Here is a 24,288-nt window from a genome sequence, read left to right as displayed (position 1 = left end):
ATGCTAGTCTTGAGCAACGCTGTTGTCAGGGAGCCCTCATGGGCAATCACAAGATCGAGATTCGTCGCAGTAACGTCGAAAAAATCCTGTTGGCGGCCGAAAAGGTCTTCGCCGAAAAAGGCTTCGGCAGCACCGCCATGGCCGACATCGCCGCCGAAGTGCAACTGCCGCGCTCCAACCTGCATTACTACTTCAGCACCAAGAGCGAGCTGTACAGCGCGGTGCTCCTGGGTTTGCTGGATGTCTGGAAGCAGGACGCCCTGTGCTTCGAAATGTTCGACGACCCGCGCGTGGTGCTCAGCAGCTACATCCGCGCCAAGATGAACCATTCCCGCAGCCGGCCGTACGGTTCGAAAGTCTGGGCCAACGAAATCATCCACGGCGCGCCGACCCTCGGTGAGAAGCTGGACGCGAGCCTGTACGACTGGGCCAAGATGAAGGAAGCGAAAATTCGCCAGTGGGTGGAAGACAAACGCATCCTGCCGGTAGAGCCGTCCAGCCTGCTGTACATGATCTGGGCCTCGACCCAGCACTACGCCGACTTCGATCATCAGGTGAACATCCTTAATGATCATCAGCCGTTGTCGGACATGCAGTTCGAGCGGGCGGTGCAGACGGTGACCAGTGTGATCTTGCGCGGGATCGGGTTGGAGCCTTGAGGTTGGTGGTGCGGCTGCCGACCTCTTCGCGGGCAAGCCTCGCTCCTACAAATTTAGCGTCGATCATTTGATGTGGCTCGACATTAAACTGTAGGAGCGAGGCTTGCCCGCGAAGGCGTCAGTTCAGGCAACGCTGCGTTCAGACCGTGACATGGTAGGGATTGCGCGGATCATGGTTCCAATCCAGAAACGGCTTGCCCGTATCCACCGGCACCATCTCGATGCAATCCTGCACCGGGCAGGTGATCTGGCACAGGTTGCAGCCCACGCACTCCTCATCGATCACTTGATATTTATGCGTGCCATCGGCCTGTTTGAAGCTGGCAATCGCCTGGTGCGAGGTGTCTTCGCAGGCGATGTGGCAGCGGCCGCAACCGATGCACGCCTCCTGGTCGATTTTCGCAATCACCTGATAGTTGATGTCCAGGTACTTCCAGTCCGTGGTATTGCCCACTGCGCGCCCGGAAAAATCCGACACGCTGGCGTAGCCCTGACTGTCCATCCAGCGTGACAAACCGTCCTTCATCTCCTCGACAATCCGGAAGCCATGCAGCATCGCCGCCGTGCACACCTGCACCGAACCGCTGCCCAGGGCAATGAATTCCGCCGCATCGCGCCAACTGCCGATGCCGCCAATGCCGCTGATCGGCAAGCCCTGGGTCTGCGGGTCGCGGGCGATCTCGGCGACCATGTTCAACGCAATGGGCTTCACCGCCGAGCCGCAATAACCGCCATGGGTGCTTTGACTGCCGACGGCAGGGTTGGCGACCATGCGCTCCAGATTGACGCTGGTGATCGAGTTGATGGTGTTGATCAACGACACCGCATCGGCGCCACCACGGTGGGCGGCACGGGCGGCGACGCGGATGTCGGTGATGTTCGGCGTGAGCTTGACGATCACCGGCAACGAGCAATAGGTCTTGCACCAGCGAGTGACTTGTTCGACGTATTCCGGCACCTGGCCGACCGCCGCGCCCATGCCCCGTTCCGGCATGCCGTGGGGGCAGCCGAAATTCAGTTCGATGCCATCGGCCCCGGTGGCTTCCACCAGCGGCAGGATGTTTTTCCACGACTCTTCGACGCAGGGCACCATCAGCGACACGATCAGTGCGCGGTCCGGCCAGTCCTTTTTGACCTGGGTGATTTCCCGCAGGTTGATTTCCAGGGAGCGGTCGGTGATCAGCTCGATGTTGTTGAAGCCCATCACTTCACGGTTGGCACCGAAGTGCGCCGAGTAGCGTGACGACACGTTGACCGCCGCCGGGTCTTCCCCCAGGGTTTTCCAGACCACGCCGCCCCAGCCGGCCTCGAAGGCACGGACCACGTTGTAGGCTTTGTCGGTCGGCGGCGCGGAAGCGAGCCAGAACGGGTTGGGGGCCTTGATGCCGGCGAAGACAATCGAGAGATCGGCCATTTACGCAGCCTCCACGTTGAGCATGAGTTGAGCGTTGATCGCCTCGGCGGCCAGCTTGCCGTGCTGCACGGCTTGCACGGTGAGGTCCTGATCGAGGCTGGTGCAGTCGCCACCGGCATACACGCCGGGAATGCTGGTGCGCAGCTGTTCGTCGACGAGGATGCGATCGCCCTGACGCTTGAGTTCACGGGCCAGCGGGTCGGCGAGGGCGGAAGTGTCGAAGGTCTGGCCGATGGCTTTGAAGATCGCGTCGGCGGCCAGTTCGAAGGTTTCGCCGGTGGTTTGCAGGCGACCTTCCACCAATCGGGTACGGGCGAAGCGCATGCCGCGCACATTGCCCTGATCGTCGAGCAGCACCTCTTGGGGTTGCGCCCAGGTCAACAGCCGCACCTGATTGGCCTTGGCGATGTCCTGTTCGTGAGCGGTAGCGGCCATGTCCGCGACACCACGGCGGTACACCAGGTTCACGTCCCGGGCACCGAGACGGGCCATTTGCACGGCCATGTCGATGGCGGTGTTGCCGGCACCGAGGACGATGCAGCGCTCGGCCAGCGGCAGTTGCGTCAGGTCATCGGCCTGGCGCAGTTCGCGGATGTAGTCGGTGGCGGGGAGCAGGCCGGGGGCATCCTCGTTGGGCAGGCCCAGTTGTTTGCTGGCGGCCAGGCCCAGGCCGAGGAACACCGCGTCGAATTGCTGATGCAGTTCGCTAAGGGTCAGGTTATCGCCGAGCTTCTGCCCGTGGCGAATCTCGATTCCGCCAATCCCCATCAGGAACTCAAGCTCCTTCTGCGCGTAATCGTCCACCAGCTTGTACTTGGCGATCCCGTATTCGTTGAGGCCGCCGGCCTTTTCCCGGGCCTCGAAAATCACCACGTCATGGCCGTGCATGGCGCTGCGGTGCGCGCAGGACAAACCGGCCGGGCCGGCACCCACCACGGCGATGCGCTTGCCGGTTGCGGCGGCGCGCTGGAACGGGTGTTCGCTGAAGTGTGCGTTGTCCACGGCATAGCGTTGCAGCAGGCCGATCAGTACCGGCGCGCATTCCTGGGCGTTGTTGCGCACGCAGGCTTGCTCGCAGAGGATTTCCGTCGGACAGACCCGGGCACAACTGCCACCGAGGATGTTGGCCGAGAGGATTTTCTGCGCCGCACCCTGCACGTTTTCCTGATGGATATTGCGGATGAACGATGGAATGTCGATGTCGCTTGGGCACGCGTTCACGCACGGCGCGTCGTAGCAATACAGGCAGCGCGAGGCTTCCAGATGTGCCTGACGCTCGTTGAGCGGCGGCGCCAGGTCGGTGAAATGGCCGGCGAGGGCGACCGCGTCCTCATGGGGATGCGGGAGGTGGTTCAAGGTCTTGATCACGGTGTTGGCCTCACGGTTAATTGAGGTACTGCCTCTGGTGGGCATTGGTTTTGTGTTGTCTGGGCCGGCTTCTTCGCGGGCAAGCCTCGCTCCTACAGGGGAACGCATTCCAAATGTAGGAGCGAGGCTTGCCCGCGAAGGCCGAAGGCCTCGATTTCAGCGTTTTACTGCGGTCGGCTTGTGCAACTCAGCGCGCTTGCTCAGCAAATCAAACACCGCCGGATACGCCGGCCGTTCGATATACCGGCCCGCGCCACGCTCGGCGCGCAAATCACCATCGGCCCACACCACGCGACCCTGGCTGACGGTATGGCTCGGCACGCCGCGCACGGTCTTGCCTTCAAAAATGTTGAAGTCGACCTGCTGGTGGTGCGTCTTGGCTGAAATCGTCCGTGTGCCTTCCGGGTCCCACAGCACCAGATCGGCATCGGCACCGACACGGATCGCACCTTTGCGCGGGTAGAGGTTGAAGATCTTCGCGGTGTTGGTGGAGGTGAGGGCAACGAAGTGCTGCATCGACAAACGCCCGGTGTTCACCCCTTCATCCCAAAGCACCGCCATACGGTCTTCGATACCGGCGGTGCCGTTGGGGATCTTGCTGAAGTCGTCACGGCCGGCGGCTTTTTGCTCGGCGCAGAAGCAGCAGTGATCGGTGGCGGTGGTGTGCAGGTTGCCCGCTTGCAGGCCGTGCCAGAGGGCTTCTTGATGACCGCGCGGGCGGAAGGGTGGGCTCATCACGTAACCGGCGGCGGTTTGCCAGTCCGGGTGTTGGTAGACGCTGTCGTCCAAAAGCAGATGCCCGGCCAGCACTTCGCCGTAAACCGGTTGGCCCTTGGCGCGGGCATAGGTGATTTCGTCGAGGGCTTCCTTGGTCGAGACATGGACCAGATACAGCGGCGTGCCCAACGTTTCGGCAATGCGAATCGCCCGGCTCGCGGCTTCACCTTCTACCTGCGAAGGTCGTGATAGCGGATGCGCTTCCGGCCCGGTGATGCCCTGGGCCATCAACTTGCGTTGCAGGTGATAGACCAGCTCGCCGTTTTCCGCGTGTACGGTCGGCACCGCGCCCAATTCCAGACAACGCTCGAAACTCGCCACCAGCGTATCGTCGGCGGCCATGATCGCGTTCTTGTAAGCCATGAAATGCTTGAAGCTGTTGACCCCGTGCTGGCTGACCAGCTCGGCCATTTCCTCGCGGACTTGCTCGCTCCACCAGGTGATGGCGACGTGAAAGCCATAGTCAGACGCCGACTTCTCGGCCCAGCCGCGCCATTGATGAAAGGCCTCCATCAATGATTGTTGTGGGTTGGGTATCACGAAGTCGATGATCGACGTGGTGCCACCGGCCAATCCCGCCGCGGTGCCGCTGAAAAAGTCTTCGCTGGCCACCGTGCCCATGAAGGGCAGTTGCATGTGGGTGTGCGGATCGATGCCGCCGGGCATCAGGTATTGGCCGCTGCCGTCGAGCACTTGCGCATCGGCGGGAACATCGAGGTTTTCACCGATGGCTTTGATCACGCCGTCAGCGCAATAGACGTCGGCGCGATAACTTTCATCATGGGTAATAACGGTGGCGCCACGGATCAACAGAGACATTCCGAGTTCCTCGCAGGCATGACCGACTATTGCCGGTTCTAGATGTTTTATATGAAGCAGACGCCAATCGGTGTATTCCTGTCAGCGCTGTCAAGAATAGACGCTAGCTGCAGTTTGTGGATTGAGCAAGAATATTTTTTATAAGCTTATTACTGTTTTAACTGTTTGATAAATAACGATAAAAAATGAAAATCACCAAAATGGTGAGACCGCTCACCATTTTGACGCACTTGACAGGTTGGAAATATGGTCAAGATTTTCTATGTGAAATCAGCCGGTTGAGGATGGTCTATGGTTGATGCGCAACCTTTCAAAAAAAGATCGACGCACCAGATTGAGTCCTGACTGTTCGGACAACTTGCCTGGCATTCGGCCTGAGTGACGTGGCAACTGACCAGGGACTCGATAGTTGAATAAATAAAGCTGATTAACATCAGTTGGTTAGCGAAGTTTTATGGCACTGCCCGAGGCGCAAGCGGGGCACCCGGCACGTTTATTGATGCCGCCGCTGACACCGTGGCCGGTCCGTAAAAGTTGTCAGTTTCTCCGGCCATCGTCCGGCTCGCGCACGCTGCGCCAGCCCCTGATGAGCAAAAATAATCAAAAAAACAGTGGAGCGGCCATGCAACAGATCAGATCGCAAGTGACCGAGCGCGACGGCTTGTTTGAGCTCGAAGCCGGCAGCGATGTCCTCGACAGTCCCCGATACAACCACGACATGGCGCCGACCAAGGTGCGCGAACGAACCTGGAACAAATGGCACATCACCGCATTGTGGGTCGGCATGGCGATCTGCGTGCCGACTTACACCCTCGGCGGTGTGCTCACGGCCTACTTCGGCCTGACCGTGGGCGAAGCGCTGCTGGCGATTCTGTTCGCCAATATCATCGTGCTGATCCCGTTGACCCTGAATGCCTTCCCCGGCACCAAGTACGGCATTCCGTTTCCGGTATTGCTGCGCTCGTCCTTCGGCATTCTCGGTTCCAACATCCCGTGCCTGATCCGTGCCCTGGTGGCGTGCGGCTGGTTCGGCATCCAGACCATGTTCGGCGGGCTGGCGATTCACCTGTTTCTCGGCTCGGTGTTCGATGGCTGGAAGGCCCTTGGCGGTACCGGCGAGGTGATCGGCTTCATGCTGTTCTGGGCCTTGAACCTGTGGGTGGTGATTCGTGGCGCGGACTCGATCAAATGGTTGGAAACCCTCTCGGCGCCGTTGTTGGTGCTGGTGGGCGTGGGGCTGTTGGTGTGGGCCATGCCGAATGTATCGATGACCGAGTTGCTGGCGATCCCGGCCAAGCGTCCGGAAGGGGCCGGCGTGGCCAGTTATTTCGCCGCCGGGCTGACCGCCATGGTCGGCTTCTGGGCCACGTTGTCGCTGAACATTCCGGACTTCAGCCGCTACGCGAAAAGCCAGAAGGATCAGATCGTCGGGCAGATTATCGGCTTGCCCCTGACCATGTTCCTGTTCGCCTCCCTCGGTGTGGTGATGACGGCGGCGTCGGTGAAACTGGTGGGCGTCACTGTCTCTGATCCGGTCACCCTGATCGGCCATATCCAGAGCCCGGTCTGGGTCGCACTGGCCATGGCGCTGATCATCATCGCCACTTTGTCCACCAACACCGCGGCCAACATCGTGTCGCCGACCAACGATTTCCAGAACGTCGCCCCCAAATACATCAATCGCACCACAGCGGTGATGCTCACGGGGTTGGTCGGGTTGGCGCTGATGGCCCATGAGCTGCTGAAAAAGCTCGGGCTGATTGTCTCGGATCTAAGCCTGGAGACGGTGTATTCCAACTGGCTGCTCGGCTATTCGAGCCTGCTGGGGCCGATCGCCGGGATCATGGTGGTGGACTATTTCCTGATCAAGAAACAGGAGCTGGATCTGGCAGGCCTCTACCGCGACGACGTGTACCCGGCGTGGAACTGGTTCGGCTTCATTGCATTCGGTGTGCCGGTGGTGTTGACGCTGCTGTCGCTGGGCAGCGATGCCTTCAGCTGGTTCTACAGCTACGGCTGGTTCACCGGCTCGGCCCTTGGTGGGCTGATTTATTACGGGTTGAGTGTGATGCGGCCGAGTCCTACTGCCGTGAAATCTGCGGTGTGAGCACCGGCCTCATCGCGGGCAAGCCCGCTCCCACATGGATTTTGTGAACACTGAAAATCCCTGTGGGAGCGGGCTTGCCCGCGATGGCGCCCTCACAGTTACCAAAAATTTGCCTGAAGAAATCCATAACAACTGCCTGAGGAGATCACCATGAACGCTGCCATAGACGTTCTGCAATCCACCCATCAGCACATCAACCGCGACCGTCTGTGGCAGTCGCTCATGGAACTGGCCAAGCTCGGCGCCACGGTCAAGGGCGGTGTCTGCCGGCTGGCCCTGACCGACCTCGACCGCCAGGCGCGCGATATCTTCGTGAAGTGGTGCGAGGAGGCCGGTTGCACGGTCAGCATCGACGCCGTCGGCAACATCTTCGCCCGTCGTCCGGGGCGCAATCCGAACCTGCCACCGGTAATGACCGGCAGCCACATCGACACTCAGCCCACCGGCGGCAAGTTCGACGGTTGCTTCGGCGTGCTGGCCGGGGTCGAAGTCTTACGTACCCTCAACGACCTCGGCGTGGAAACCGAAGCGCCGCTGGAAGTGGTGGTCTGGACCAACGAGGAAGGCTCACGCTTCGCCCCGTGCATGATGGGCTCCGGCGTGTTCGCGGAAAAATTCACCCTCGAGGAAACCCTGGCCAAGGTCGATGCCGAGGGCGTGACTGTCGGCGAAGCCTTGAACGCCATCGGTTACGCCGGGCCGCGCCAGGTCAGCGGTCATGCTGTGGGTGCGTACTTCGAGGCGCACATCGAGCAAGGCCCGATTCTTGAGGACGAACACAAAACCATCGGCGTGGTGATGGGCGCGCTGGGGCAGAAATGGTTCGACTTGAAACTGCGCGGCGTCGAAGCCCACGCCGGTCCGACGCCAATGCACCTGCGCAAGGACGCGCTGGTCGGCGCCGCGGTGATCGTCGGCGCGGTCAATCGCGCCGCGCTCGGTCATCAACCCCATGCCTGCGGCACCGTCGGCTGCCTGCAAGCCTATCCCGGCTCGCGCAACGTGATTCCCGGCGAAGTGCGCATGACCCTGGACTTCCGTCATCTGGAACCGGCGCGACTCGACTCAATGATCGCCGAAGTCCGCCAGGTCATCGAAACCACCTGCGAGCAACACGGCCTGAGCTTCGAATTGACACCCACCGCGGACTTCCCGCCGCTGTACTTCGACAAGGGCTGCGTCGAAGCGGTACGCGGTGCGGCTCAAGGGCTCGGTCTGTCGCACATGGACATCGTCAGTGGAGCAGGGCACGACGCAATCTTCCTCGCCGAACTCGGCCCGGCCGGGATGATTTTCGTGCCTTGTGAAGGCGGCATCAGCCACAACGAAATCGAAAACGCCGCGCCGGATGATCTGGCCGCCGGGTGCGCCGTGTTGTTGCGGGCGATGCTGGCGGCGTCGCAGGCGATTGCCAGTGGTAAGCAGGCGGCTTGACCACTGGCTTGGCGGGGATGCTCAACGGCGGGTTTGCAGCGCTTTGAACATCAGCATCCCCGCCAGCATGGCGATGGCGAACACCCAGGCCTGCCAGTGCCCCGTCGGCAACAACACCAGTGCCGGGCCGGGGCAGATGCCGGCAATACCCCAACCGATGCCGAAGAGCAGGCTGCCACCGATCAGGCGTCGGTCCAGCTCACGGCTGACCGGCAATTGCATAGGCGCACCCAGCAAGGATGTCGGTTGTTTCATGGCCCAGTGAAACGGCCCCCAAGCCACGGCAATGGCGCCGATCATGACCAGCGCCAGTGACGGATCCCACAGGCCGGCAATGTCCAGAAAACCCAGCACTTTGGCCGGATTCGCCATGCCGGCCAGCAACAGGCCGACGCCGAACAGCAGGCCGGCGAGGAAAGCGGTCAGTTTGCGCATGTTCAATACCCCAGCAGATGGCGCAGGACGAACACCGTCACGAAGCCTGTGAACATGAAGCTCAATGTCGCGGCAATGGAGCGCGGTGACAGGCGCGAGATACCGCACACGCCGTGACCACTGGTGCAGCCGGAGCCATAACGAGTGCCGATGCCGACGCACAATCCAGCGATGATCAGCCCCACCGTACCGGTTTTGAATTCGATGGTCGGCCACACATGAAACAGCGCCCACACCAACGGTGCCGCCAACAGTCCAAGCAGGAACAGGGCTTTTTCACCTCGTCCTGAATCATTACGCTCAAGCAGGCTGCCCAACAGCCCGCTGATCCCGGCAACTCGCCCGTTGGCCACCACCATTACGCTCGCGGCGAGGCCAATCAGCGCTCCTCCCGCGAGGGCAGACCAGGGGGTAAAGTGAAGAGAATCAAACACCATGGCAACTCTCCGTATAGACAAAAAGCGGCACTAAACCACTCTTTCCCTATTGAGCATAGGGCTACTTTGGGAGGGCCGCGGGTGCCGGGCTTTTTGCACTATCACAAACGTCTGCGGTCGTAATCTTCACTGGGCAGCGCGCAAAAGTGCCGCCGCAATTGTGGAGTTCCAATGAGCCAGGACGTCCTGAGCACTGAAACCAATCGCCGCCAGTTGCAGCAGATCATCGCCGGCCTGTCTGATGGGGTGATTCTGCTGGAGCTCGACCAGACCATTCTCTGGGCCAATGACGCCGCGCTGGCCATGCACGGCGTCAGTGAGATTGGCGAGTTGGGGGCCAATGCCGGGGAGTACGCCAAGCGTTTTGCCTTGCGTTATCGCAACAATCATCCGGTAGCGATCGAGAACTATCCAATCAGCCGCGTGGCCCGTGGCGAGACGTTCAGCGATGTGATGGTAGAGGTGACGCCGCTGGAAAATGAAGAGCGCACCTGGGTTCACAGCGTGCGCAGCATGGTGCTGGCGGACCGTGCCGGTGAGCCGGAATCGTTGGTGCTGATCATGAACGATGTCACCGATTGGGCCAGCGCCGAGCAGCGTTTCGAAAGGACCTTCAACGCCAACCCGGCCCCGGCGGTGATCTGTCGCCTCAGTGATTTGCGCTACATCAAAGTCAACCAGGGCTTCGTGGACATGACTGGCTATGCCCGGGATCAGGTGATCGGCGCTTCGGCTTATGAGCTGGATGTGCTGGAGCGCGCCGAGAACAAGGACTTGGCTAAGCAGCGTTTGCGTGACGGCGCCACCATTCCGCAGATGCAGGCCGAGCTGCGATTGGCCGACGGTGGCAGCAAGCAAGTGATCGTTGCCGGGCAACCGCTTGAGCTCAACGACGAAGCTTGCATGCTGTTTTCCTTCGTCGACATGGAGCTTCGGCACAAGGCCGAAATCGCCCTGCGCCAGAGCGAGGAACGGTTCGCCAAAGCGTTTCGCCTCACTCCGGTGCCGATCCTGGTGTGCCGCGCCGCCGACCAAGTGGTGATGGACGTCAACGAAGCCTTTCTCGAGTCTCTGGCGTACCCCAGTGATGAGGTGCTCGGCAAGACCGTGGCGCAACTCGGTTTCATTGATGAAGCGGGCGCTCGCACTCGACTGTTTACGGCTCTGGAGAAGACGGGGCGGGTGGATCGTGTCGATGTCAGGGTGCGCAGAAAGGATGCCGGGCTGATTGATTGTGCGGTCTCGGCGGACACCGTGAACATTCAGGACGGCTCTTGCTACCTGCTGGTGTTGATGGACATCACCGAGCGCAAACGCACCGAGCTGGAGTTGGTGTCGGCGATCGAAGAGGTGATGAAAGATGCGTCCTGGTTCAGCCGCACGCTGATCGAAAAACTCGCCAATGTGAAAAATGTAAATTCGCCACAGTTACCCAGCGTGTCGTTCACTGACCTGACCGCCCGGGAGCGCGACGTGCTCGGCCTGATTTGTGAAGGCCTGGCCGACAAGGAGATCGCTGCACGCCTGAAACTGGCGCCCAATACGGTGCGCAATCATGTTTCGACGGTGTACTCCAAACTCGATGTGCATAGCCGTAGCGAGGCGATTGTCTGGGCCCGCGAACGAGGTCTTTTCTCCGGCGAGAGGCGGACCAAGGGCCAACGTTAAGGTGCAAATGCACTAATGCGGGTGGTGCATTTTAATGTGTTGATCAGGTGAGGCTTTTTTCTAGGCTGTCGGGGTGCGAGACGTGGCTTGGGCCCGTTGTCGCGTCCTCTTCGATGCAGCTGAAGGAACAACCTCATGGGTGCGAAAAGAACAAGCGGGCAGTCGATTTTGCGTCGTCGCCAAGGTGAGTCGGGATGAGTTACCTGGTGCAATTGCGTATGCAGTTGGAGCGGAGCTTTTTGCCGTTGGCCTGTGAATGTGCGCTTGCCGGGGATAATTCGTTGACGGTGAAGCTTTACCATCCGGCGACAGGGCAGGTGGATCTGGTGGTCAGCGGGTTGAACGTGGCGACGCTCCGGACGCCGGAGGCAGTGGCGGCGTTGATTGAAGAGCTGCGCTATGAGCTTGAAAGCAGTGGCTTGAATCGATCCTCCGCTCTTTAGGCGTCATATCCCGCAGGCCTGCGGTAATGCAGTGGTTACTGTCTTTCTGGCATTGGCGGGTAGCTAAGCTATAAGGAATGCGAGGGTATTTCTTTTCTGTGACAGGGCCGCGGGTTCGCGGGATGGTTTTCGAGTCGCGGAAAATGTCGATTACTTACCGCGGGTCAGCCTATGAACAATTTTGGGAAATGTGCTTTTTCACCACTGTCGCTCGCACTCTGCATGGCGATTCTGGGTGGTTGCGCCAGTCCACCGCCTCCACCCCCGGCCGTACCGCCACCGACACCGGTTCGTACCTGTTCGACCACCGAAAGTACCGATGTACAGGGTGATATGAGGGCTGAAGGGCAGGTGACCCGAACCACGACCCTGACCCGTTGCGTCACTCAGTAAACCGGGTCCGGTGTACCGCCAGTAGCACGTGCAACTGGCGGTGTATGACCTGAGCGTCGGTTCAGACTTCCTCGATCCTGACCCACCGCGACTCCCGTGCCGCCAGACGAATCGCCGTCGCCAGGCGTTCGACTTCCCATGCCTGCTCGAAATCCGTGCCGTCCTGACCGTGGCCGGCCAACGCCATTACCAACTCATGCACTTCAAGGGTCTTGAGTTCGTTGTAACCCAACTGGTGCCCCGGCGCCGGGCTGAAAGCGGCATAACCCGGCAAGTCCGGCCCCGCCAGCAGCCGTTGGAAACCGTCTTGTCCGGCACGATACAGCCGCAGTTCATTCAAGCGTTCCTGATCGAACGCCAGGGTGCCCTGGGTGCCGCTGATTTCAAAACTCAGGTGATTCTTGTAACCGTGTTTGAGCCAGCTGCTGCTGAACGTCCCTCGCGCGCCATTGGCGAACCGCAGCAACGCGTGGACCTGATCGTCGACCGCGACCTCGCGTCGTTCCTGACCACCCGCCGTCACGGGGCGCTGCGCATGCACGGTCTGGGTATCCGCGCACACCGCCTCGACGTCGCCCAGCAGATGACGGGCCATGGCCAGCAAGTGACTGCCCAGGTCCGCCAGGGCGCCGCCGGCGTAATTGGCGTCGCAGCGCCAGGACCAGGGTGAAACGGGATCGGCCATGAAGTCTTCGCTGAACTCGCCCTGGAAACTGATGATTCGCCCCAGCGCGCCGTTTTGAATCAAATCCCGAGCCAGGCCGATGATCGGGTTGTGCTGATAGTTGTAACCCACCCGCGTCACCACGCCTGCGGCTTTGGCTGCAAGGCGCATGGTACTGGCCTGCTCGAGGCTCACCGCCAGCGGCTTTTCGCAATACACCGGTTTACCGGCGGCGATGGCAGCCATGGCCATGGGGTAGTGCAGATGATTGGGGGTGGTGATGGCGATCAGGTTGACCTTGGGGTCATCGATCAGCTGTTGCCAGTCGCTGTGAGCAGCATCGAAGCCCCAGGCGTCGGCGCAGTGACGGGCGCGCAGCGGGTCGGCGTCGGCAAGGGCGGCGAGTTTGAGCTTCAGCGGCAATTCAAAAACAGCGCTGACATTGCGAAAGGCCAGGGCGTGGGCGCGGCCCATGAAACCTGTGCCGATGAGTCCGATACCGAGTTCGCGCATAGCCGGGGTCCTTTGGATTTTTATTTTCAGGAGGGCTATTTATGGAATAAAAATTCGTAACATGCAATAAAGTGGAATAAATATTCTTTTTTACGGGGTCAGGAAGCACTGGGAATGGCTACATCGCCTTGCGTCATTACCTACAGCAACGCCGGAATCTGCTGGCTTGTGCGTCGGCTAATTCGAAGGATCTCGAAAAAACGGCCTATGTTTTTATTGATGGTGATCGTCACGAAGCAAAGGTTGTACGTGATTCTGCAGGATTCCAGCACGGCGGCATTGGTTGGCTAACGAATGGTAAATTTGCAAGCCGCGTCACCGACTATCTGTGTTGAAATCCAGCACCCACATGGCCGCGTCAAAGTGAACTGGCCAACTGAAAATGCTGCTGTCTGCGCAACCTTTCTCCGAGACCTGCTGAGATGATTCGCATCGACTCCATCTGGCTCGCCACGGAGCCGATGGATATGCGCGCGGGTACCGGGCCATAGTTGGCAACCTATCTCGTTACGCAAGGCTTTATGCAAGGAGGCATAATAATGACATCCATAAATTTCCATTTCATCGACGCGCGCGGCGCGCTTATCGATCACCGTGATTGGCTTCACACCCGCCTGTTAGAAACCTACGCAAAAGCAACTGCGTTGATGCCGTTGCGCCCACTTGATGTGATAGTGAAAGCTGGCACTCATGTCATTCCAGAAAAGGGGCATCTAGGATATGCGTCGGAACCAGGTCTTATTTTTTTGACCGTAGATCCTGCAAGTGACATTTTCAGAGCAAACCAAGACGCGTCGCTCGAACGAATGTTTGCACATGAACTTCACCATGCCGCCCGATGGGATGGGCCAGGTTATGGATCATCATTAGGTGAAGCGCTTGTTTCGGAGGGGCTGGCGGGCGCTTTTGCACAGGAAATCTGTGGTGGTTTACCTGAACCATGGGAGCGCCTCGACGTGTCTGACATTCGACGCCATATCGGAATGGCGGAAAGCTACTGGAGTCGCAAGGATTATGGTCACGACGCGTGGTTCTTTGGTGCATCTGACCTCCCAAGATGGTTGGGCTATTCCCTTGGATTTCAGCTCGTAAAACGATTCCTGTTGGAGCATGAGGGCAGTACATCTTCTAGTCTCGTGGAGATAGAGGCACAAGTGTTTCGTGGAATGCTCGCAGTTATCTAAAACATTCGGGCTTAGGTCATCAAAATGGCCCCGCCAGTCATTGCTTGCCAAGGCAATGACATTACGCAAGACGGGATTGCCGGGCGTGTACGCCGTACTTGACCCTATGCGTGGAGAGCTGGTTGATAGCGTATGCCCGGACTTCAGCGCGATGAGTTTTTCGAACCAGATTCAGCAGTTCCACACCCGGATTTCGTCAGTGGGGATGACACCATCGCGGCTTCACGCAGCGCATTTATAGCGAATGCAATTCCACTCTTCGTAATCCACCCACCTAGGCATGTAGAGGTCATTGCTTATACGTGAGTTTCTGCACTTGCCCTGTAACACTTTTCAGGCCTGATTTCGGTAATTCAAGCGTATGGAACTCGACGCCCATTGAGTCAGCGTGGTGTCGCTTAAGCAAGTAGAGCATGTCGCCAGACTCTGCTACCTGGCATCCCTCGTACTGGTCGAGATTTGCGTAAACCACTTGGCGAACCATACATTCGGAAGCGAGTTCCAGCGCCGCCGCCCGTCCTGCGTTCGATGGCACCCGCACCAAGAGATACCAAGCAGACATCAGCAGAAACGCGAGTATGCAAATGGAGCCGACAACCACAAACGCGCCTCGATTTTCAACAGCCCGGTCGCGCATGTTGGCCATCCATTTCGGCACTATGACGGGCTTGCCCGTGTCGTTTCCTGGTTTCTCAAAAAGTACCAACAGAAGGGTTACTGTTCCGACCAGAGCCATTGCGAACACCAGAGCTGCAAGGAAGGACCCAAACCCGGCGGCTCCGTAGGCCACGAACTGCTGCGCGCTGATGCTCACCCGATCAATCGGCACATCCAGTGTTAGATAAAATTTCTCCAGGTGTGCAAAACCGCTAAGGGTAAAAGCTCCCACCATGCTCGCTATAAACAGGGCTGCGTCGATACGCAGATGCTTTCTGAAGCTGCGGAGGCTTTCCTCTCTTGTGATGCGGTCCGTCAAAATGTTGATCTCCTTAAAGTAGTCAGGCTGAGCGTTGCCCCACGAGTATCATGGGGGACTTCCTGATGGTCGAGTTGAAGCCATTTCTCAGACGCTATGACCGGCCATCAAATAAGCTGCTGAGTAGACTTTCCATATCTGATTTTGTAGTGGGCGCGAGCGTAACTGGCTGGCCGAGAGCCGCCCATCCCGACACGAAGTTATTCAGCGATCACACCTATTCGGCTTGCAACGGCTAGCGTCGTTGGTCGATCCCGCTATCATGCATGGCGTAGATCACGAATGTAGATAACGCTATGCCAAAATTGTCATTCGCCGTCAGAATTTTGTTCGCATGCTGCCTTTTCATCGCAACCGCTAATCACATTCATGCAGACGTTTCGCATGGGTTGCTCTGGGACTACGGATACGGGCCTAGCGCTTACTTGGCTAGCCGTATTTTCTGGGGGGCGCTTACGTTTTTTGACCCGCTCGCAGCATTGCTACTGTTCATCAAGCCAAGAGCCGGAATCGTGCTTACGTTAGCGATTATTTTGGTCGACGTGACCCATAACACTTTATACGTCGCGTTGAATCAACAATGGCTGGAGCCGTTTTACCTGTCCCAGGTAGCTTTCCTTGCCACAGTATTCCTACTCTCACCCATCGCTTGGAATCGCCCTATTCGAGGCGTAGCGCTCACCAATCCAGTCCGAATGTGATTCGCTCCATTTATGAAGTAGGAACTCTTCGATCTCACGCGGCTGCCTACGCATCGGGCGAGTGAAGTTGCTGACCTTCCGCCAAATAATTGGGCAATCAAATCACAGGATTAAAGGGAATTAACGATGGAAATAGATCACATTTTTATTTGTGTGAGTGATGACGGGCGAGGCGCTGACGCTCTGAAAGCCCTTGGGCTCGCTGAAGGGACGTCAAACGTACACCCAGGCCAAGGCACTGCCAATAGAAGGTTCTTCTTCCGAAATTCTTTCATTGAGCTTTTACATCTCACCGATGAAAAAGAAGCTCAAAGTCAGTTAACGGCGCCAACCCAACTCTTTGACCGACTCAAGTGCGCAGATGGAGTCGCCGCGCCCTTTGGAATTTGCTTCAGACCATCCACCGTAGGCGAGAAGCCAATATTTCCGGTCTGGGAATATCGACCTGTTTACTTACCAGCTGCCCTGAAAGTCGACGTGGGGCGTGCGCCTGTATCCGAACCGATGTGGTTTTTTCTTTCGTTTGCCAAGAGACCAGATGAGGCTCCGATTGAGCGAGCGCAGCCGTTTGAACATCCCAACGGCTTTCGCGACATTACATCTGTGCGAGTTAGCACCCCCAACAGCCAAGCTTTTTCTACCCCTGCGAACTGCGCAAATCAGCTGAAAGGATTTGAAATTGTTCATGGTGATGAGCATCTGGTCGTATTGGAAATCGATCATGGCGCAAGTGGCCAGACACACGATTTCCGTCCTGGGTTGCCGATGATTATGAACTGGTGATGGATTGGCCTAACTATTCAGCCGACATCTCGTTCTGATCCCAACGCTGGGGGCGCTGGTGTGTACGTCATTGAAGTTTAGATTCAGCAGCGCGGTTGGCCGGGAGCTTATGAGTACGCTCCCCCCAAAAACCGATATGGCTCTGCGAAGTTGCTGCCACATAGATGGAAATAGGCTTAGCTCCGTAGAGCGTTTTTTGGCTCAGTGCGTGCTGTGCTGTGGACTAGAATGAGAACCTCACTCATTTGGATAGGGACGGATGTGAATGGAAGCGTTAGCCACTTTTGCTACTAAGAATTTCAAACCAACAGGCCTGAGCCCAACCCCCGAGATTACTACCTCCTTACCAGTGTCTATCAGCACCATGGAGAAATGCTACTCAGGTGCTATCGACGGTGTTTCCTCAACAGTTTTTACTGCGGCGTTCGATCAGACGACCAGGACGGGCAGTTACATCGCTATTGAGAGCTTCAAAGGTGCGGTGAATGGAAAAGAAGGCGCCTTCAATTTCATCCACTCTGCCTCCACAACCGGCACTGATCGGGCAGATGAGTTTTTCTGCATAGTCGGAGGCAGTGGTACAGGTGATTTGAGAGGGATATCGGGATCAGGAGGGATCAAAGTCGATACCGATGGCACGCACCATATTTGGTTGAATTACCAACTCGAATAGGTCAGAAGTAAGTTTTGAGGTAATGCCGCAGAGGACCCCGTTGCCCTAGATGTTGCATCAGGGTGGGTGTCTTCACCGGATGCTTACGCTGGATTTGACTGGGAAGCCGGTTGAGTTTGTGCAGGGGGAATAGAGTCGTTCCTGGGTCCAGTCCCTCGAATACAAACCATTACCCGACACCCGATGCATCTCAGAAACAGGCGAGAGTCTTCCACGAGCCCTCCGATCAAACACCAAAGGCAGCCCTGAGGCTGCCTTCGGTTTATTCGCAAAACCGAATCAGGACAGGAACCCGCCATCCACATTCAGCGAAACCCCGGTCGTATAGCTGGAAGCATCACTCGCCAGGTACAACACCGCACCGGCCATTTCACTCGGATCCGCCACGCGCTTGAGCGGAATCTGCTGCAATGCGGTGTTCAAAATTGCCTCGTTCTTCACCAGCGCCGATGCAAACTTGGTATCCGTTAGACCCGGTAGCAGGGCGTTGCAGCGAATGCCGAACTGCGCGCATTCCTTGGCGAACACTTTGGTCATGTTGATCACCGCTGCCTTGGTCACCGAGTAGATGCCCTGGAAGATCCCCGGCGAGATGCCGTTGATCGAGGCGACGTTGATGATGCTGCCACCGCCGTGTTCGCGCATCAGCTTGCCGGCTTCCACCGACATGAAGAAGTAGCCGCGAATGTTCACGTCGACAGTTTTCTGGAAGGCGCTGAGGTCGGTGTCGAGCACGTTGCAGAACTGCGGGTTGGTCGCGGCGTTGTTGACCAGGATGTCCAGGCGCCCGAATTGTTCGCGGATGGCGGCGAATACCTGGGTGATCTGTTCCATCTCACCGATGTGGCAGGCAATGGCGGTGGCCTTGCCGCCGGCGGCGATGATCGCGTCGGCGACGTGCTGGCAGCCGTCGAGCTTGCGGCTCGAAACGATCACGTGGGCACCTTGCTGCGCCAGCAGTTTGGCGATGGCTTCACCGATGCCGCGACTGGCACCTGAGACGAAAGCGATCTTGCCGTCGAGGTCGAACAACTGAGTCTTGGACATGATTTTTCCTTGTTATGGGGCCTGATCAGAGGCTGGATTTCTGAATGACCTGCAAGCTCATCTGCTCCAGCAGTTTGTTCATGTGAATGAACTGTGCGAAGCGTTTGTCCTGGGTCTGACCATGGAAGAAGCGGTAGTAGATCTGCTGCACGATGCCGGCCAGACGGAACAGGCCATAGGTGTAGTAGAAGTCGAAATTGTCGATCTGGATGCCGGCGCGCTCGGCGTAGTAATCGACGAATTCGCGGCGGGTCAGCATGCCGGGGGCGTGGCTTGGCTGGCGGCGCATCAGTTGCACCGGTGCCGGGTCGTCGGCTTCGATCCAGTAGGCGAGGGTGTTGCCCAGGTCCATCAGCGGGTCGCCGAGGGTGGTCAGCTCCCAATCCAGCACACCGATGATCTGCATCGGGTTGTTCGGATCGAGGATCACGTTGTCGAAGCGGTAATCGTTGTGGACGATGCTCGACGTCGGGTGATCGGCTGGCATCTTGTCGTTGAGCCAGGCATTTACCGTTTCCCACTTCGGCGCGTCAGGGGTCAGGGCTTTTTCGTAGCGCTCGCTCCAGCCTTTGATTTGCCGCGCGACATAACCTTCGGGTTTGCCGAGGTCGCCCAGGCCATAAGCCTTGTAGTCGACCCGGTGCAGTTCGACGAACTTGTCGATGAAGCTCTTGCACAGGGTTTCGGTCTTCGCTGAATCAAGGCCCAGTTCCGGCGGCAGTTCGGAGCGCAGGATGATGCCCTTTACCCGTTCCATCACATAGAACTCGGCGCCGATCACCGATTCGTCAGTGCAGTGCACATAGGCTTTGGGGCAGTAGGGAAAACCGTCCCGCAGTTGATTGAGGATGCGAAATTCGCGGCCCATGTCGTGGGCGGACTTGGCTTTGTGGCCGAACGGCGGCCGACGCAGGACGAATTCCTGTTCGGGGTATTCCAGCAGGTAAGTCAGGTTCGACGCACCGCCCGGAAACTGGCTGATCACAGGCAAGCCACTCAGGCCCGGAATGTGCGCCTTGAGGTACGGATCGATCAAGCTGGCATCGAGTTCTTCGCCAGAGCGGATACGGGTGGACTGGTCAGTAAGCGCCATGCTTATCCCTTCTGCTTATTTTGGAGGCCAGACATCATTGGCTAATCTAATGGCGCTCCGGGGTGGCCACAAGCGCGGCACGGTCTTATAGGTTAGCGTGTTGCCGGATAATCAGCGTTCCTGATGTGCGCGAACAGGCGCGGCGGGCTATGGTTCAGGGAGCATCGCTTCCAGGAAGGAGATTCGACATGGGCTGTCCGCAAGTTTGCGCCACCGCGACCCTGCAATGCAGTTTCGGCGCGGCGCCGGCGGTACTCAACGTGCTGCCAGTGAACCGCACAATGACCGGGGGCATGCCGGCGGCGAACATCATGGACCACATTCCGTTGGTGAACGTCATGCCGTTCGGCACGTGCATGAGCATGGCCAACCCGATGGTCGCGGCCGCCACCGCCGCGGCACTTGGCGTGCTGACGCCGATGCCGTGCATCCCGGCCACCGCAACCCCGTGGATCCCCGGCGGCGCGCCGACCCTGCTGCTGGGCGGCATGCCGGCCATCGATGCCAACAGCACCTTGATGTGCAATTGGGCCGGAGTGATCAAAATCGTGATGCCGGGGCAAATGCAGATGCTGATTCCCTGATCGCCCACAACAGAGCTTAGGCCTGCTCGGGATCGCTCCAGCGTCTGAACCACCAGCGCACCCGTGAGATCGGCTTGCCGTCGGCGTCCAATGGTCGTCCGTCGCTGGCGAAGCCCTGTTCCGGTTCCAGCAATTGACCGTTGAGATACCGGGCTTCGACGGCCGGCTTGCCGTTCGGATGAAAGCGTTGATAGCGCCCGTCGCGCACGCCGTCGCGGTAAAACTCGACCTCCGCCAGTTGCCCATCGGGAAAGTAATTGAACGCCTCGCCATGCAACAGCCCTCGGCGATAAGTCGCCTTGCGCTGCAGACTGCCTTCGGGGGCATAGAAACTGGCAACCCCCTGCAGCTTGTCACGCACAAACGGCAACTGCGCCGAGACCTTGCCATTGGGGTGGTAGAGCAGGGTGGTGCCTTGCAGCTCGCCGTGGCTGTAGTGCAAATCAGCCTGCGCACGCCCGTCATCCTTGATGTGCAGCGCACCGTCGAGCTGGCCATCGAGCAGGCGCCCTTTGAGTTGTTTATCGTTCTGCTGCAAATCCAGCGGCGTGATGGCCATGGCGTCTCCTCATCAGTTGACCTGCACCAGACCGCCCTTGATGGTCAGCATGCCGCCGCCATCCACGGTCTGCGAAGCGGCGCCCTTGTTGGTCAGGCTGATCCCGGCATCGTTGGTCATGGTCGTGCCGGCCTTGTTTTCCAGCGAGGTGCCAGCCTGATTGCTCAGAGAGGTCCCGGCCTTCTGACTGATCGAAGTACTGGCCTCGGCCGCCAGATCGGCGCCGCTCTTGATCGCGAAACTGCCACCGCTTTGCAGGGTCAGGGTGCCGGTCACTTTGATGGTCAGGTTGCCGTCCACCGTCAGGCTGTAATCTCCGGTGACCTTGTGCGTGTAATTGCCGCCGGTACTGTGGGTCTGGTCGGCGCCCACGGTCACCGTGCGGCTGTCCTTCACATCGAGCGTGTCGCTGCCGGTCTGGATGGTCACGCTGCGTTTGCCTTTTTCCAGGGTCACGGTCTCGTCGCCGTCCTTCACCGTGCGCGTGCGAGCGTTCTGCACGGTCAGGGTTTCATCGTGGCCGACCGTGGCGGTGGTGTCGTTGAGCACGTTGATCTTCAAGTCTTTCTGCGCCTGCAAAAACACCTCTTCGGCGTCTTTTTTGTCCTCGAAGCGCAACTCGTTGAAACCGCCACCACCCTTGGACGATTGGGTCTTGATTCCCGACTGGGTCTGATTCGCCGGCAGCGCATAGGGCACGGCATTGTCACCGTTGTAGACGCAACCGGTCACCAGCGGTCGATCCGGATCGCCATCGATAAAGGTCACGATCACTTCCTGGCCGATGCGCGGCACGAACTGCATGCCGAAGCCCTTGCCGCTCCAGGGCAGTACAACTCGCACCCAACAGGAACTGGTTTCGTCGTTCTTGCCGTCGCGGTCCCAAGGGAACTGCAACTTGATCCGGCCGTATTCGTCGGTCCAGATTTCTTCGCCCGATTTGCCGACGACGATGGCGGACTGAGTGTGCATTCGTGGTTTGGGCGTTGTCCGCGCCGGGCGGAACGGCGTGGCTTTGGGGATCGCTTCAAAACGATTGCGATAATTTTCGTGACTGGCTTCGTGAGTCACCGCCGTCACCACCCAATCGATATTCAGACTCGCATCATCATGGCCCGCAAGGGTGAACCAATGCCCCGGCACCAGCCAGCGGCAGTCGCTTTCACCGACAAAGCGTTTCTCCTGACTGCGCAAGCCGTCGACCCGCTGCTTGGTCAATGCATCGCCGCGCGCCTTGGCGTTGTAGCCGCCCGGATGCTCGTACATCGAACGCGGCCCGGCCACCGCTTCAGCCTGACCGTAAAGCGAAGTGGTCGGGGTGGTGAACTCGTAATCCGTCGCTCGATACACCCCGGCCACCGCCTGCACACAGACCTGCCCGGAGCGAATGCCATGCAATTCACGTTCGCCCAATTGCTGGCCGAGATAGTTCACCTTGGGTCCATTGGGGATCTGCACGAACGCATCGTTACTGTCACCCAGCACCAACGTGTGCTTGCCGTCTTCATGGGTGAAAAACCAGAAAATCCCTTCTTCCTCCAGCAACCGCGAGACGAACGCAAAATCGGTTTCGCCGTACTGCACGCAGTATTCACGCGGGGTGTAACTGCCGGTGAGTGAGAGCTTGAAGTCGGTGAAGGCGTGGGCCTTGAAAATCGTGGTGACGATGTCTGAAGTGCTGAGGTTCTGGAACACGCGATTGTTGCTGGCCAGGGTCAGCCACCAGAGCCATGGCCTTAAAACAAGTTGATAGCGTTCGGCGGTGGCATCGGCGGGCAGTTGGCGGATTTCGGCGATCAGTGCATCCATTGGGCGGGACAGGGCGTCGTTGTGCAGGGTGGCGGTGACGTGGGTAGCGACGGCGGTGGTCAGGGTGAGCGAGGCGCCGTCGTTGAGGCCGTTGAGAATTTGCGAGCCGAGCTGGTTGAGAGCCTCTTCGCCGGAAAGGGATTCAGGGTAAAGCGCCGACAGTGAGGCGGCGGTGAGGGAAAGGCTGGTGGTGGCATCGACGGAGCGGGGCATCAAGTAGCCTCAGGTGGTCAATGAATCAGCTTCGCAGCGAACCATTCTTGGCGCGGCGGCATCAACCAAGCTTAAGTCCGGCCAATGAGCAGCGTTCATCTATTGAAGTGTCTGATATGAAACTAATTCTCGACTTGATAAGGTTGTAGAAGTCGCGTTTGCTGAGGCCGAATACCTCATTGCTACCCTTGGTTTTTCTGCTGCGGGCCATGATGGTCCGAATCACAAGATCGTTGATTTGATTGGCCGATAACTCGTCAAACATTAAGGTGAACAATACGGCTAATTGGTTGGCGTCTGCCAGATTTATGTTGGTGTTGTTTTCAGTAATGGCATATTCCTGATAGGTGTTCTGATAGTTGAGTGTCAGACGCTGTTTGATGGGAATATAGTGGTTCAGGGCAGAAATACTGGCCACCACCACGGCGATTCCATCGGGAACTTGAGCATTCCAGGGTAAATGGGCCATGGGTGCCGGTTTCTTTTTAGTGGGAACCGATTTTCCTGAAGTAGGATTGACTGTCATGGCGGTGAAGTTGTAAGTGGCAGCACCGACAATCATCACTCCGTTGTCACTGGTGCCCAGTGCCAATACACTTTTGTATTGCGTGCCTAATGCACCACTGGCGTCGAGGATAGGAGAAAGGTCATCCCTGATGTCTGGGTCCATTACCTGATAGATATGATCCGTAACAGTAGGGTTGTCGTCCCCGCCTAATGAATAAATGAACTGATCGGCGATATAACAGAAATCTTCGTCTTTGACGTGTATATGCAACCGTTCACCAACATATTCGACCTCGGTAACCTCTTTTAATAACTGCAGGTTGTGAGTTTCGCAAAGCTTGATGATCTTTGCATTCCTGGCCCCAGGCAGTACTGCTCCCGTGAATTCGGAGCCGCCGGGGCGGGCAAGCCAGTTCATCTTTGGCGAGTGTTTGCTGGCAATATCGACCACCCAGGCGGCGGTGGCGCTACCGCCGTAGATAGCGCGGTCAATATTGGGAACTTGTTGCTCCTCGTCTTCAAGAAATTCGATACCTTCGATAACTTGTGAGTATTCAACACCGGGCGCAGGTGTTCCTGTTATTTTGGGCGGTTTACGTTGGGCGCCAATGCCGGTGGCAATCACTATTTTTTCAACGATTAAGGCATGCGAGGTATCAAACCAGGCGACGTAATTTCCTGGTTGGGTGAGTGACTTGGATATCCGCCGTACCTTGCGTGAAGGATTGTGACCGTAGCGACTACCTTTGACGATTTCACTGACGCCTTGCTGAAAAACACCTGAGGAGAGGAAGTTGTCCAGGCTCATTTCACCATTGGCAACCGTGAACGACGGTGGTGGAGAACCCGGTAAGTGCAGGAGGTGGGCGGGCTGGCCCATGGGGTGTTCTACGAGTTTTGCCCATAGTCCATCCTCACCGACAACTACAGTTTTATAGCCATCGGATGAGGTGTTCAGGAACACTGCAGCGGAAACGCCTGCGCCTATTATCAGTCGGGTCGGCATGATGACTTACCTCATATTGGCT

At 58.2% G+C, this 24,288-nt stretch carries 22 protein-coding genes; 10 read left to right on the top strand and 12 right to left on the bottom strand.

The genetic code is table 11. The annotated features are described in order from the left end of the window. The first annotated feature begins 38 nt into the window (after positions 1-38). Positions 39-659, top strand: a complete 621-nt coding sequence (locus AC30D7_RS22290) for a TetR/AcrR family transcriptional regulator (RefSeq protein WP_490135497.1) — start codon at positions 39-41, stop codon at positions 657-659. Between the two features lie 139 nt (positions 660-798). Here the strand turns inward: AC30D7_RS22290 and preA are convergent, their stop codons facing one another. The 3 genes from preA to hydA all read right to left on the bottom strand — a co-directional run bounded on the left by preA (position 799) and on the right by hydA (position 5,037). Beyond that, positions 799-2,073 carry an NAD-dependent dihydropyrimidine dehydrogenase subunit PreA gene (gene preA, locus AC30D7_RS22285; protein ID WP_490135496.1) on the bottom strand — a complete coding sequence of 425 codons (1,275 nt, stop codon included), beginning with the start codon at positions 2,071-2,073 and terminating at the stop codon, positions 799-801. Next, positions 2,074-3,441, bottom strand: coding sequence for an NAD(P)-dependent oxidoreductase (locus AC30D7_RS22280; protein WP_490135495.1), 1,368 nt, complete (start codon positions 3,439-3,441; stop codon positions 2,074-2,076). Positions 3,442-3,597: 156 nt separating this feature from the next. Beyond that, positions 3,598-5,037, bottom strand: coding sequence for a dihydropyrimidinase (gene hydA / locus AC30D7_RS22275; protein WP_018929684.1), 1,440 nt, complete (start codon positions 5,035-5,037; stop codon positions 3,598-3,600). A 622-nt stretch (positions 5,038-5,659) separates the two neighbouring features. Here hydA and AC30D7_RS22270 point away from each other — a divergent pair. After that, positions 5,660-7,144 (top strand): NCS1 family nucleobase:cation symporter-1, encoded by a 1,485-nt coding sequence (locus AC30D7_RS22270; protein WP_490135494.1) that lies wholly within the window; start codon positions 5,660-5,662, stop codon positions 7,142-7,144. A 150-nt stretch (positions 7,145-7,294) separates the two neighbouring features. Beyond that, the gene (locus AC30D7_RS22265; protein WP_490135493.1) at positions 7,295-8,578 is read left to right on the top strand and encodes a Zn-dependent hydrolase; all 1,284 of its coding nucleotides are present in this window, start codon (positions 7,295-7,297) and stop codon (positions 8,576-8,578) included. Positions 8,579-8,599: 21 nt separating this feature from the next. Here the strand turns inward: AC30D7_RS22265 and AC30D7_RS22260 are convergent, their stop codons facing one another. Then, positions 8,600-9,013 carry a DUF6691 family protein gene (locus AC30D7_RS22260; protein ID WP_018929681.1) on the bottom strand — a complete coding sequence of 138 codons (414 nt, stop codon included), beginning with the start codon at positions 9,011-9,013 and terminating at the stop codon, positions 8,600-8,602. A 2-nt stretch (positions 9,014-9,015) separates the two neighbouring features. Beyond that, entirely contained in the window at positions 9,016-9,450 is a 435-nt protein-coding gene (locus AC30D7_RS22255) for a YeeE/YedE family protein (RefSeq protein WP_111453505.1), read from the bottom strand. A gap of 171 nt (positions 9,451-9,621) precedes the next feature. Between AC30D7_RS22255 and AC30D7_RS22250 the strand changes: the two genes are divergently transcribed. Both AC30D7_RS22250 and AC30D7_RS22245 read left to right on the top strand, forming a co-directional pair. After that, positions 9,622-11,118, top strand: a complete 1,497-nt coding sequence (locus AC30D7_RS22250) for a helix-turn-helix transcriptional regulator (RefSeq protein ID WP_490135492.1) — start codon at positions 9,622-9,624, stop codon at positions 11,116-11,118. 194 nt (positions 11,119-11,312) lie between these two features. Further along, positions 11,313-11,561 (top strand): DUF1652 domain-containing protein, encoded by a 249-nt coding sequence (locus AC30D7_RS22245; protein ID WP_019579377.1) that lies wholly within the window; start codon positions 11,313-11,315, stop codon positions 11,559-11,561. 454 nt (positions 11,562-12,015) lie between these two features. Here AC30D7_RS22245 and AC30D7_RS22240 read toward each other — a convergent pair whose 3' ends face one another. After that, a complete protein-coding gene (locus AC30D7_RS22240) occupies positions 12,016-13,131 on the bottom strand; it encodes a Gfo/Idh/MocA family protein (protein WP_490135491.1) in 1,116 nt (371 codons plus the stop codon). Between the two features lie 128 nt (positions 13,132-13,259). On the opposite strand from AC30D7_RS22240, the gene AC30D7_RS22235 reads away from it, so the two are divergent. Further along, positions 13,260-13,466 (top strand): hypothetical protein, encoded by a 207-nt coding sequence (locus tag AC30D7_RS22235; protein WP_490135490.1) that lies wholly within the window; start codon positions 13,260-13,262, stop codon positions 13,464-13,466. Between the two features lie 204 nt (positions 13,467-13,670). Next, a complete protein-coding gene (locus AC30D7_RS22230; RefSeq protein ID WP_490135489.1) occupies positions 13,671-14,315 on the top strand; it encodes a DUF2268 domain-containing putative Zn-dependent protease in 645 nt (214 codons plus the stop codon). 289 nt (positions 14,316-14,604) lie between these two features. On the opposite strand, the gene AC30D7_RS22225 is transcribed toward AC30D7_RS22230, so the two are convergent. Next, on the bottom strand, positions 14,605-15,291 hold the full coding sequence (locus tag AC30D7_RS22225; RefSeq protein WP_490135488.1) for a hypothetical protein: 687 nt from the start codon (positions 15,289-15,291) through the stop codon (positions 14,605-14,607). Between the two features lie 827 nt (positions 15,292-16,118). Here AC30D7_RS22225 and AC30D7_RS22220 point away from each other — a divergent pair. After that, positions 16,119-16,775 (top strand): VOC family protein, encoded by a 657-nt coding sequence (locus AC30D7_RS22220; protein ID WP_490135487.1) that lies wholly within the window; start codon positions 16,119-16,121, stop codon positions 16,773-16,775. 265 nt (positions 16,776-17,040) lie between these two features. Continuing rightward, positions 17,041-17,448, top strand: coding sequence for a DUF3224 domain-containing protein (locus AC30D7_RS22215; RefSeq protein WP_204123784.1), 408 nt, complete (start codon positions 17,041-17,043; stop codon positions 17,446-17,448). A 279-nt stretch (positions 17,449-17,727) separates the two neighbouring features. Here AC30D7_RS22215 and AC30D7_RS22210 read toward each other — a convergent pair whose 3' ends face one another. Together AC30D7_RS22210 and AC30D7_RS22205 are read right to left on the bottom strand one after the other, a co-directional pair. Then, positions 17,728-18,495 carry an SDR family oxidoreductase gene (locus tag AC30D7_RS22210; RefSeq protein WP_018929676.1) on the bottom strand — a complete coding sequence of 256 codons (768 nt, stop codon included), beginning with the start codon at positions 18,493-18,495 and terminating at the stop codon, positions 17,728-17,730. A 25-nt stretch (positions 18,496-18,520) separates the two neighbouring features. Next, entirely contained in the window at positions 18,521-19,588 is a 1,068-nt protein-coding gene (locus AC30D7_RS22205; protein WP_490135486.1) for a phosphotransferase family protein, read from the bottom strand. A 188-nt stretch (positions 19,589-19,776) separates the two neighbouring features. On the opposite strand from AC30D7_RS22205, the gene AC30D7_RS22200 reads away from it, so the two are divergent. Next, positions 19,777-20,172, top strand: coding sequence for a DUF4280 domain-containing protein (locus AC30D7_RS22200; RefSeq protein WP_018929674.1), 396 nt, complete (start codon positions 19,777-19,779; stop codon positions 20,170-20,172). Between the two features lie 16 nt (positions 20,173-20,188). Here AC30D7_RS22200 and AC30D7_RS22195 read toward each other — a convergent pair whose 3' ends face one another. The 3 genes from AC30D7_RS22195 to AC30D7_RS22185 form a co-directional block, all read right to left on the bottom strand. Then, entirely contained in the window at positions 20,189-20,731 is a 543-nt protein-coding gene (locus tag AC30D7_RS22195; protein WP_490135485.1) for a toxin-antitoxin system YwqK family antitoxin, read from the bottom strand. Positions 20,732-20,743: 12 nt separating this feature from the next. Then, on the bottom strand, positions 20,744-22,753 hold the full coding sequence (locus AC30D7_RS22190) for a type VI secretion system Vgr family protein (protein ID WP_490135484.1): 2,010 nt from the start codon (positions 22,751-22,753) through the stop codon (positions 20,744-20,746). A 61-nt stretch (positions 22,754-22,814) separates the two neighbouring features. Then, positions 22,815-24,266 (bottom strand): hypothetical protein, encoded by a 1,452-nt coding sequence (locus tag AC30D7_RS22185; protein WP_490135483.1) that lies wholly within the window; start codon positions 24,264-24,266, stop codon positions 22,815-22,817. Positions 24,267-24,288: the final 22 nt, after the last annotated feature.

This window comes from Pseudomonas sp. DF5, assembly GCF_058148225.1.
This window is presented reverse-complemented; position numbering and strand designations above follow the sequence as displayed.

What these genes read in the sequence shown, in the direction of transcription:
- AC30D7_RS22290 (WP_490135497.1), top strand. Translation starts at nt 39, where the DNA reads ATGGGCAATCACAAGATCGAGATTCGTCGCAGTAACGTCGAAAAAATC.
- preA (WP_490135496.1), bottom strand. Translation starts at nt 2,073, where the DNA reads ATGGCCGATCTCTCGATTGTCTTCGCCGGCATCAAGGCCCCCAACCCG.
- hydA (WP_018929684.1), bottom strand. Translation starts at nt 5,037, where the DNA reads ATGTCTCTGTTGATCCGTGGCGCCACCGTTATTACCCATGATGAAAGT.
- AC30D7_RS22270 (WP_490135494.1), top strand. Translation starts at nt 5,660, where the DNA reads ATGCAACAGATCAGATCGCAAGTGACCGAGCGCGACGGCTTGTTTGAG.
- AC30D7_RS22265 (WP_490135493.1), top strand. Translation starts at nt 7,295, where the DNA reads ATGAACGCTGCCATAGACGTTCTGCAATCCACCCATCAGCACATCAAC.
- AC30D7_RS22260 (WP_018929681.1), bottom strand. Translation starts at nt 9,013, where the DNA reads ATGCGCAAACTGACCGCTTTCCTCGCCGGCCTGCTGTTCGGCGTCGGC.
- AC30D7_RS22255 (WP_111453505.1), bottom strand. Translation starts at nt 9,450, where the DNA reads ATGGTGTTTGATTCTCTTCACTTTACCCCCTGGTCTGCCCTCGCGGGA.
- AC30D7_RS22250 (WP_490135492.1), top strand. Translation starts at nt 9,622, where the DNA reads ATGAGCCAGGACGTCCTGAGCACTGAAACCAATCGCCGCCAGTTGCAG.
- AC30D7_RS22245 (WP_019579377.1), top strand. Translation starts at nt 11,313, where the DNA reads ATGAGTTACCTGGTGCAATTGCGTATGCAGTTGGAGCGGAGCTTTTTG.
- AC30D7_RS22240 (WP_490135491.1), bottom strand. Translation starts at nt 13,131, where the DNA reads ATGCGCGAACTCGGTATCGGACTCATCGGCACAGGTTTCATGGGCCGC.
- AC30D7_RS22230 (WP_490135489.1), top strand. Translation starts at nt 13,671, where the DNA reads ATGACATCCATAAATTTCCATTTCATCGACGCGCGCGGCGCGCTTATC.
- AC30D7_RS22220 (WP_490135487.1), top strand. Translation starts at nt 16,119, where the DNA reads ATGGAAATAGATCACATTTTTATTTGTGTGAGTGATGACGGGCGAGGC.
- AC30D7_RS22215 (WP_204123784.1), top strand. Translation starts at nt 17,041, where the DNA reads ATGGAAGCGTTAGCCACTTTTGCTACTAAGAATTTCAAACCAACAGGC.
- AC30D7_RS22210 (WP_018929676.1), bottom strand. Translation starts at nt 18,495, where the DNA reads ATGTCCAAGACTCAGTTGTTCGACCTCGACGGCAAGATCGCTTTCGTC.
- AC30D7_RS22205 (WP_490135486.1), bottom strand. Translation starts at nt 19,588, where the DNA reads ATGGCGCTTACTGACCAGTCCACCCGTATCCGCTCTGGCGAAGAACTC.
- AC30D7_RS22200 (WP_018929674.1), top strand. Translation starts at nt 19,777, where the DNA reads ATGGGCTGTCCGCAAGTTTGCGCCACCGCGACCCTGCAATGCAGTTTC.
- AC30D7_RS22195 (WP_490135485.1), bottom strand. Translation starts at nt 20,731, where the DNA reads ATGGCCATCACGCCGCTGGATTTGCAGCAGAACGATAAACAACTCAAA.
- AC30D7_RS22190 (WP_490135484.1), bottom strand. Translation starts at nt 22,753, where the DNA reads ATGCCCCGCTCCGTCGATGCCACCACCAGCCTTTCCCTCACCGCCGCC.
- AC30D7_RS22185 (WP_490135483.1), bottom strand. Translation starts at nt 24,266, where the DNA reads ATGCCGACCCGACTGATAATAGGCGCAGGCGTTTCCGCTGCAGTGTTC.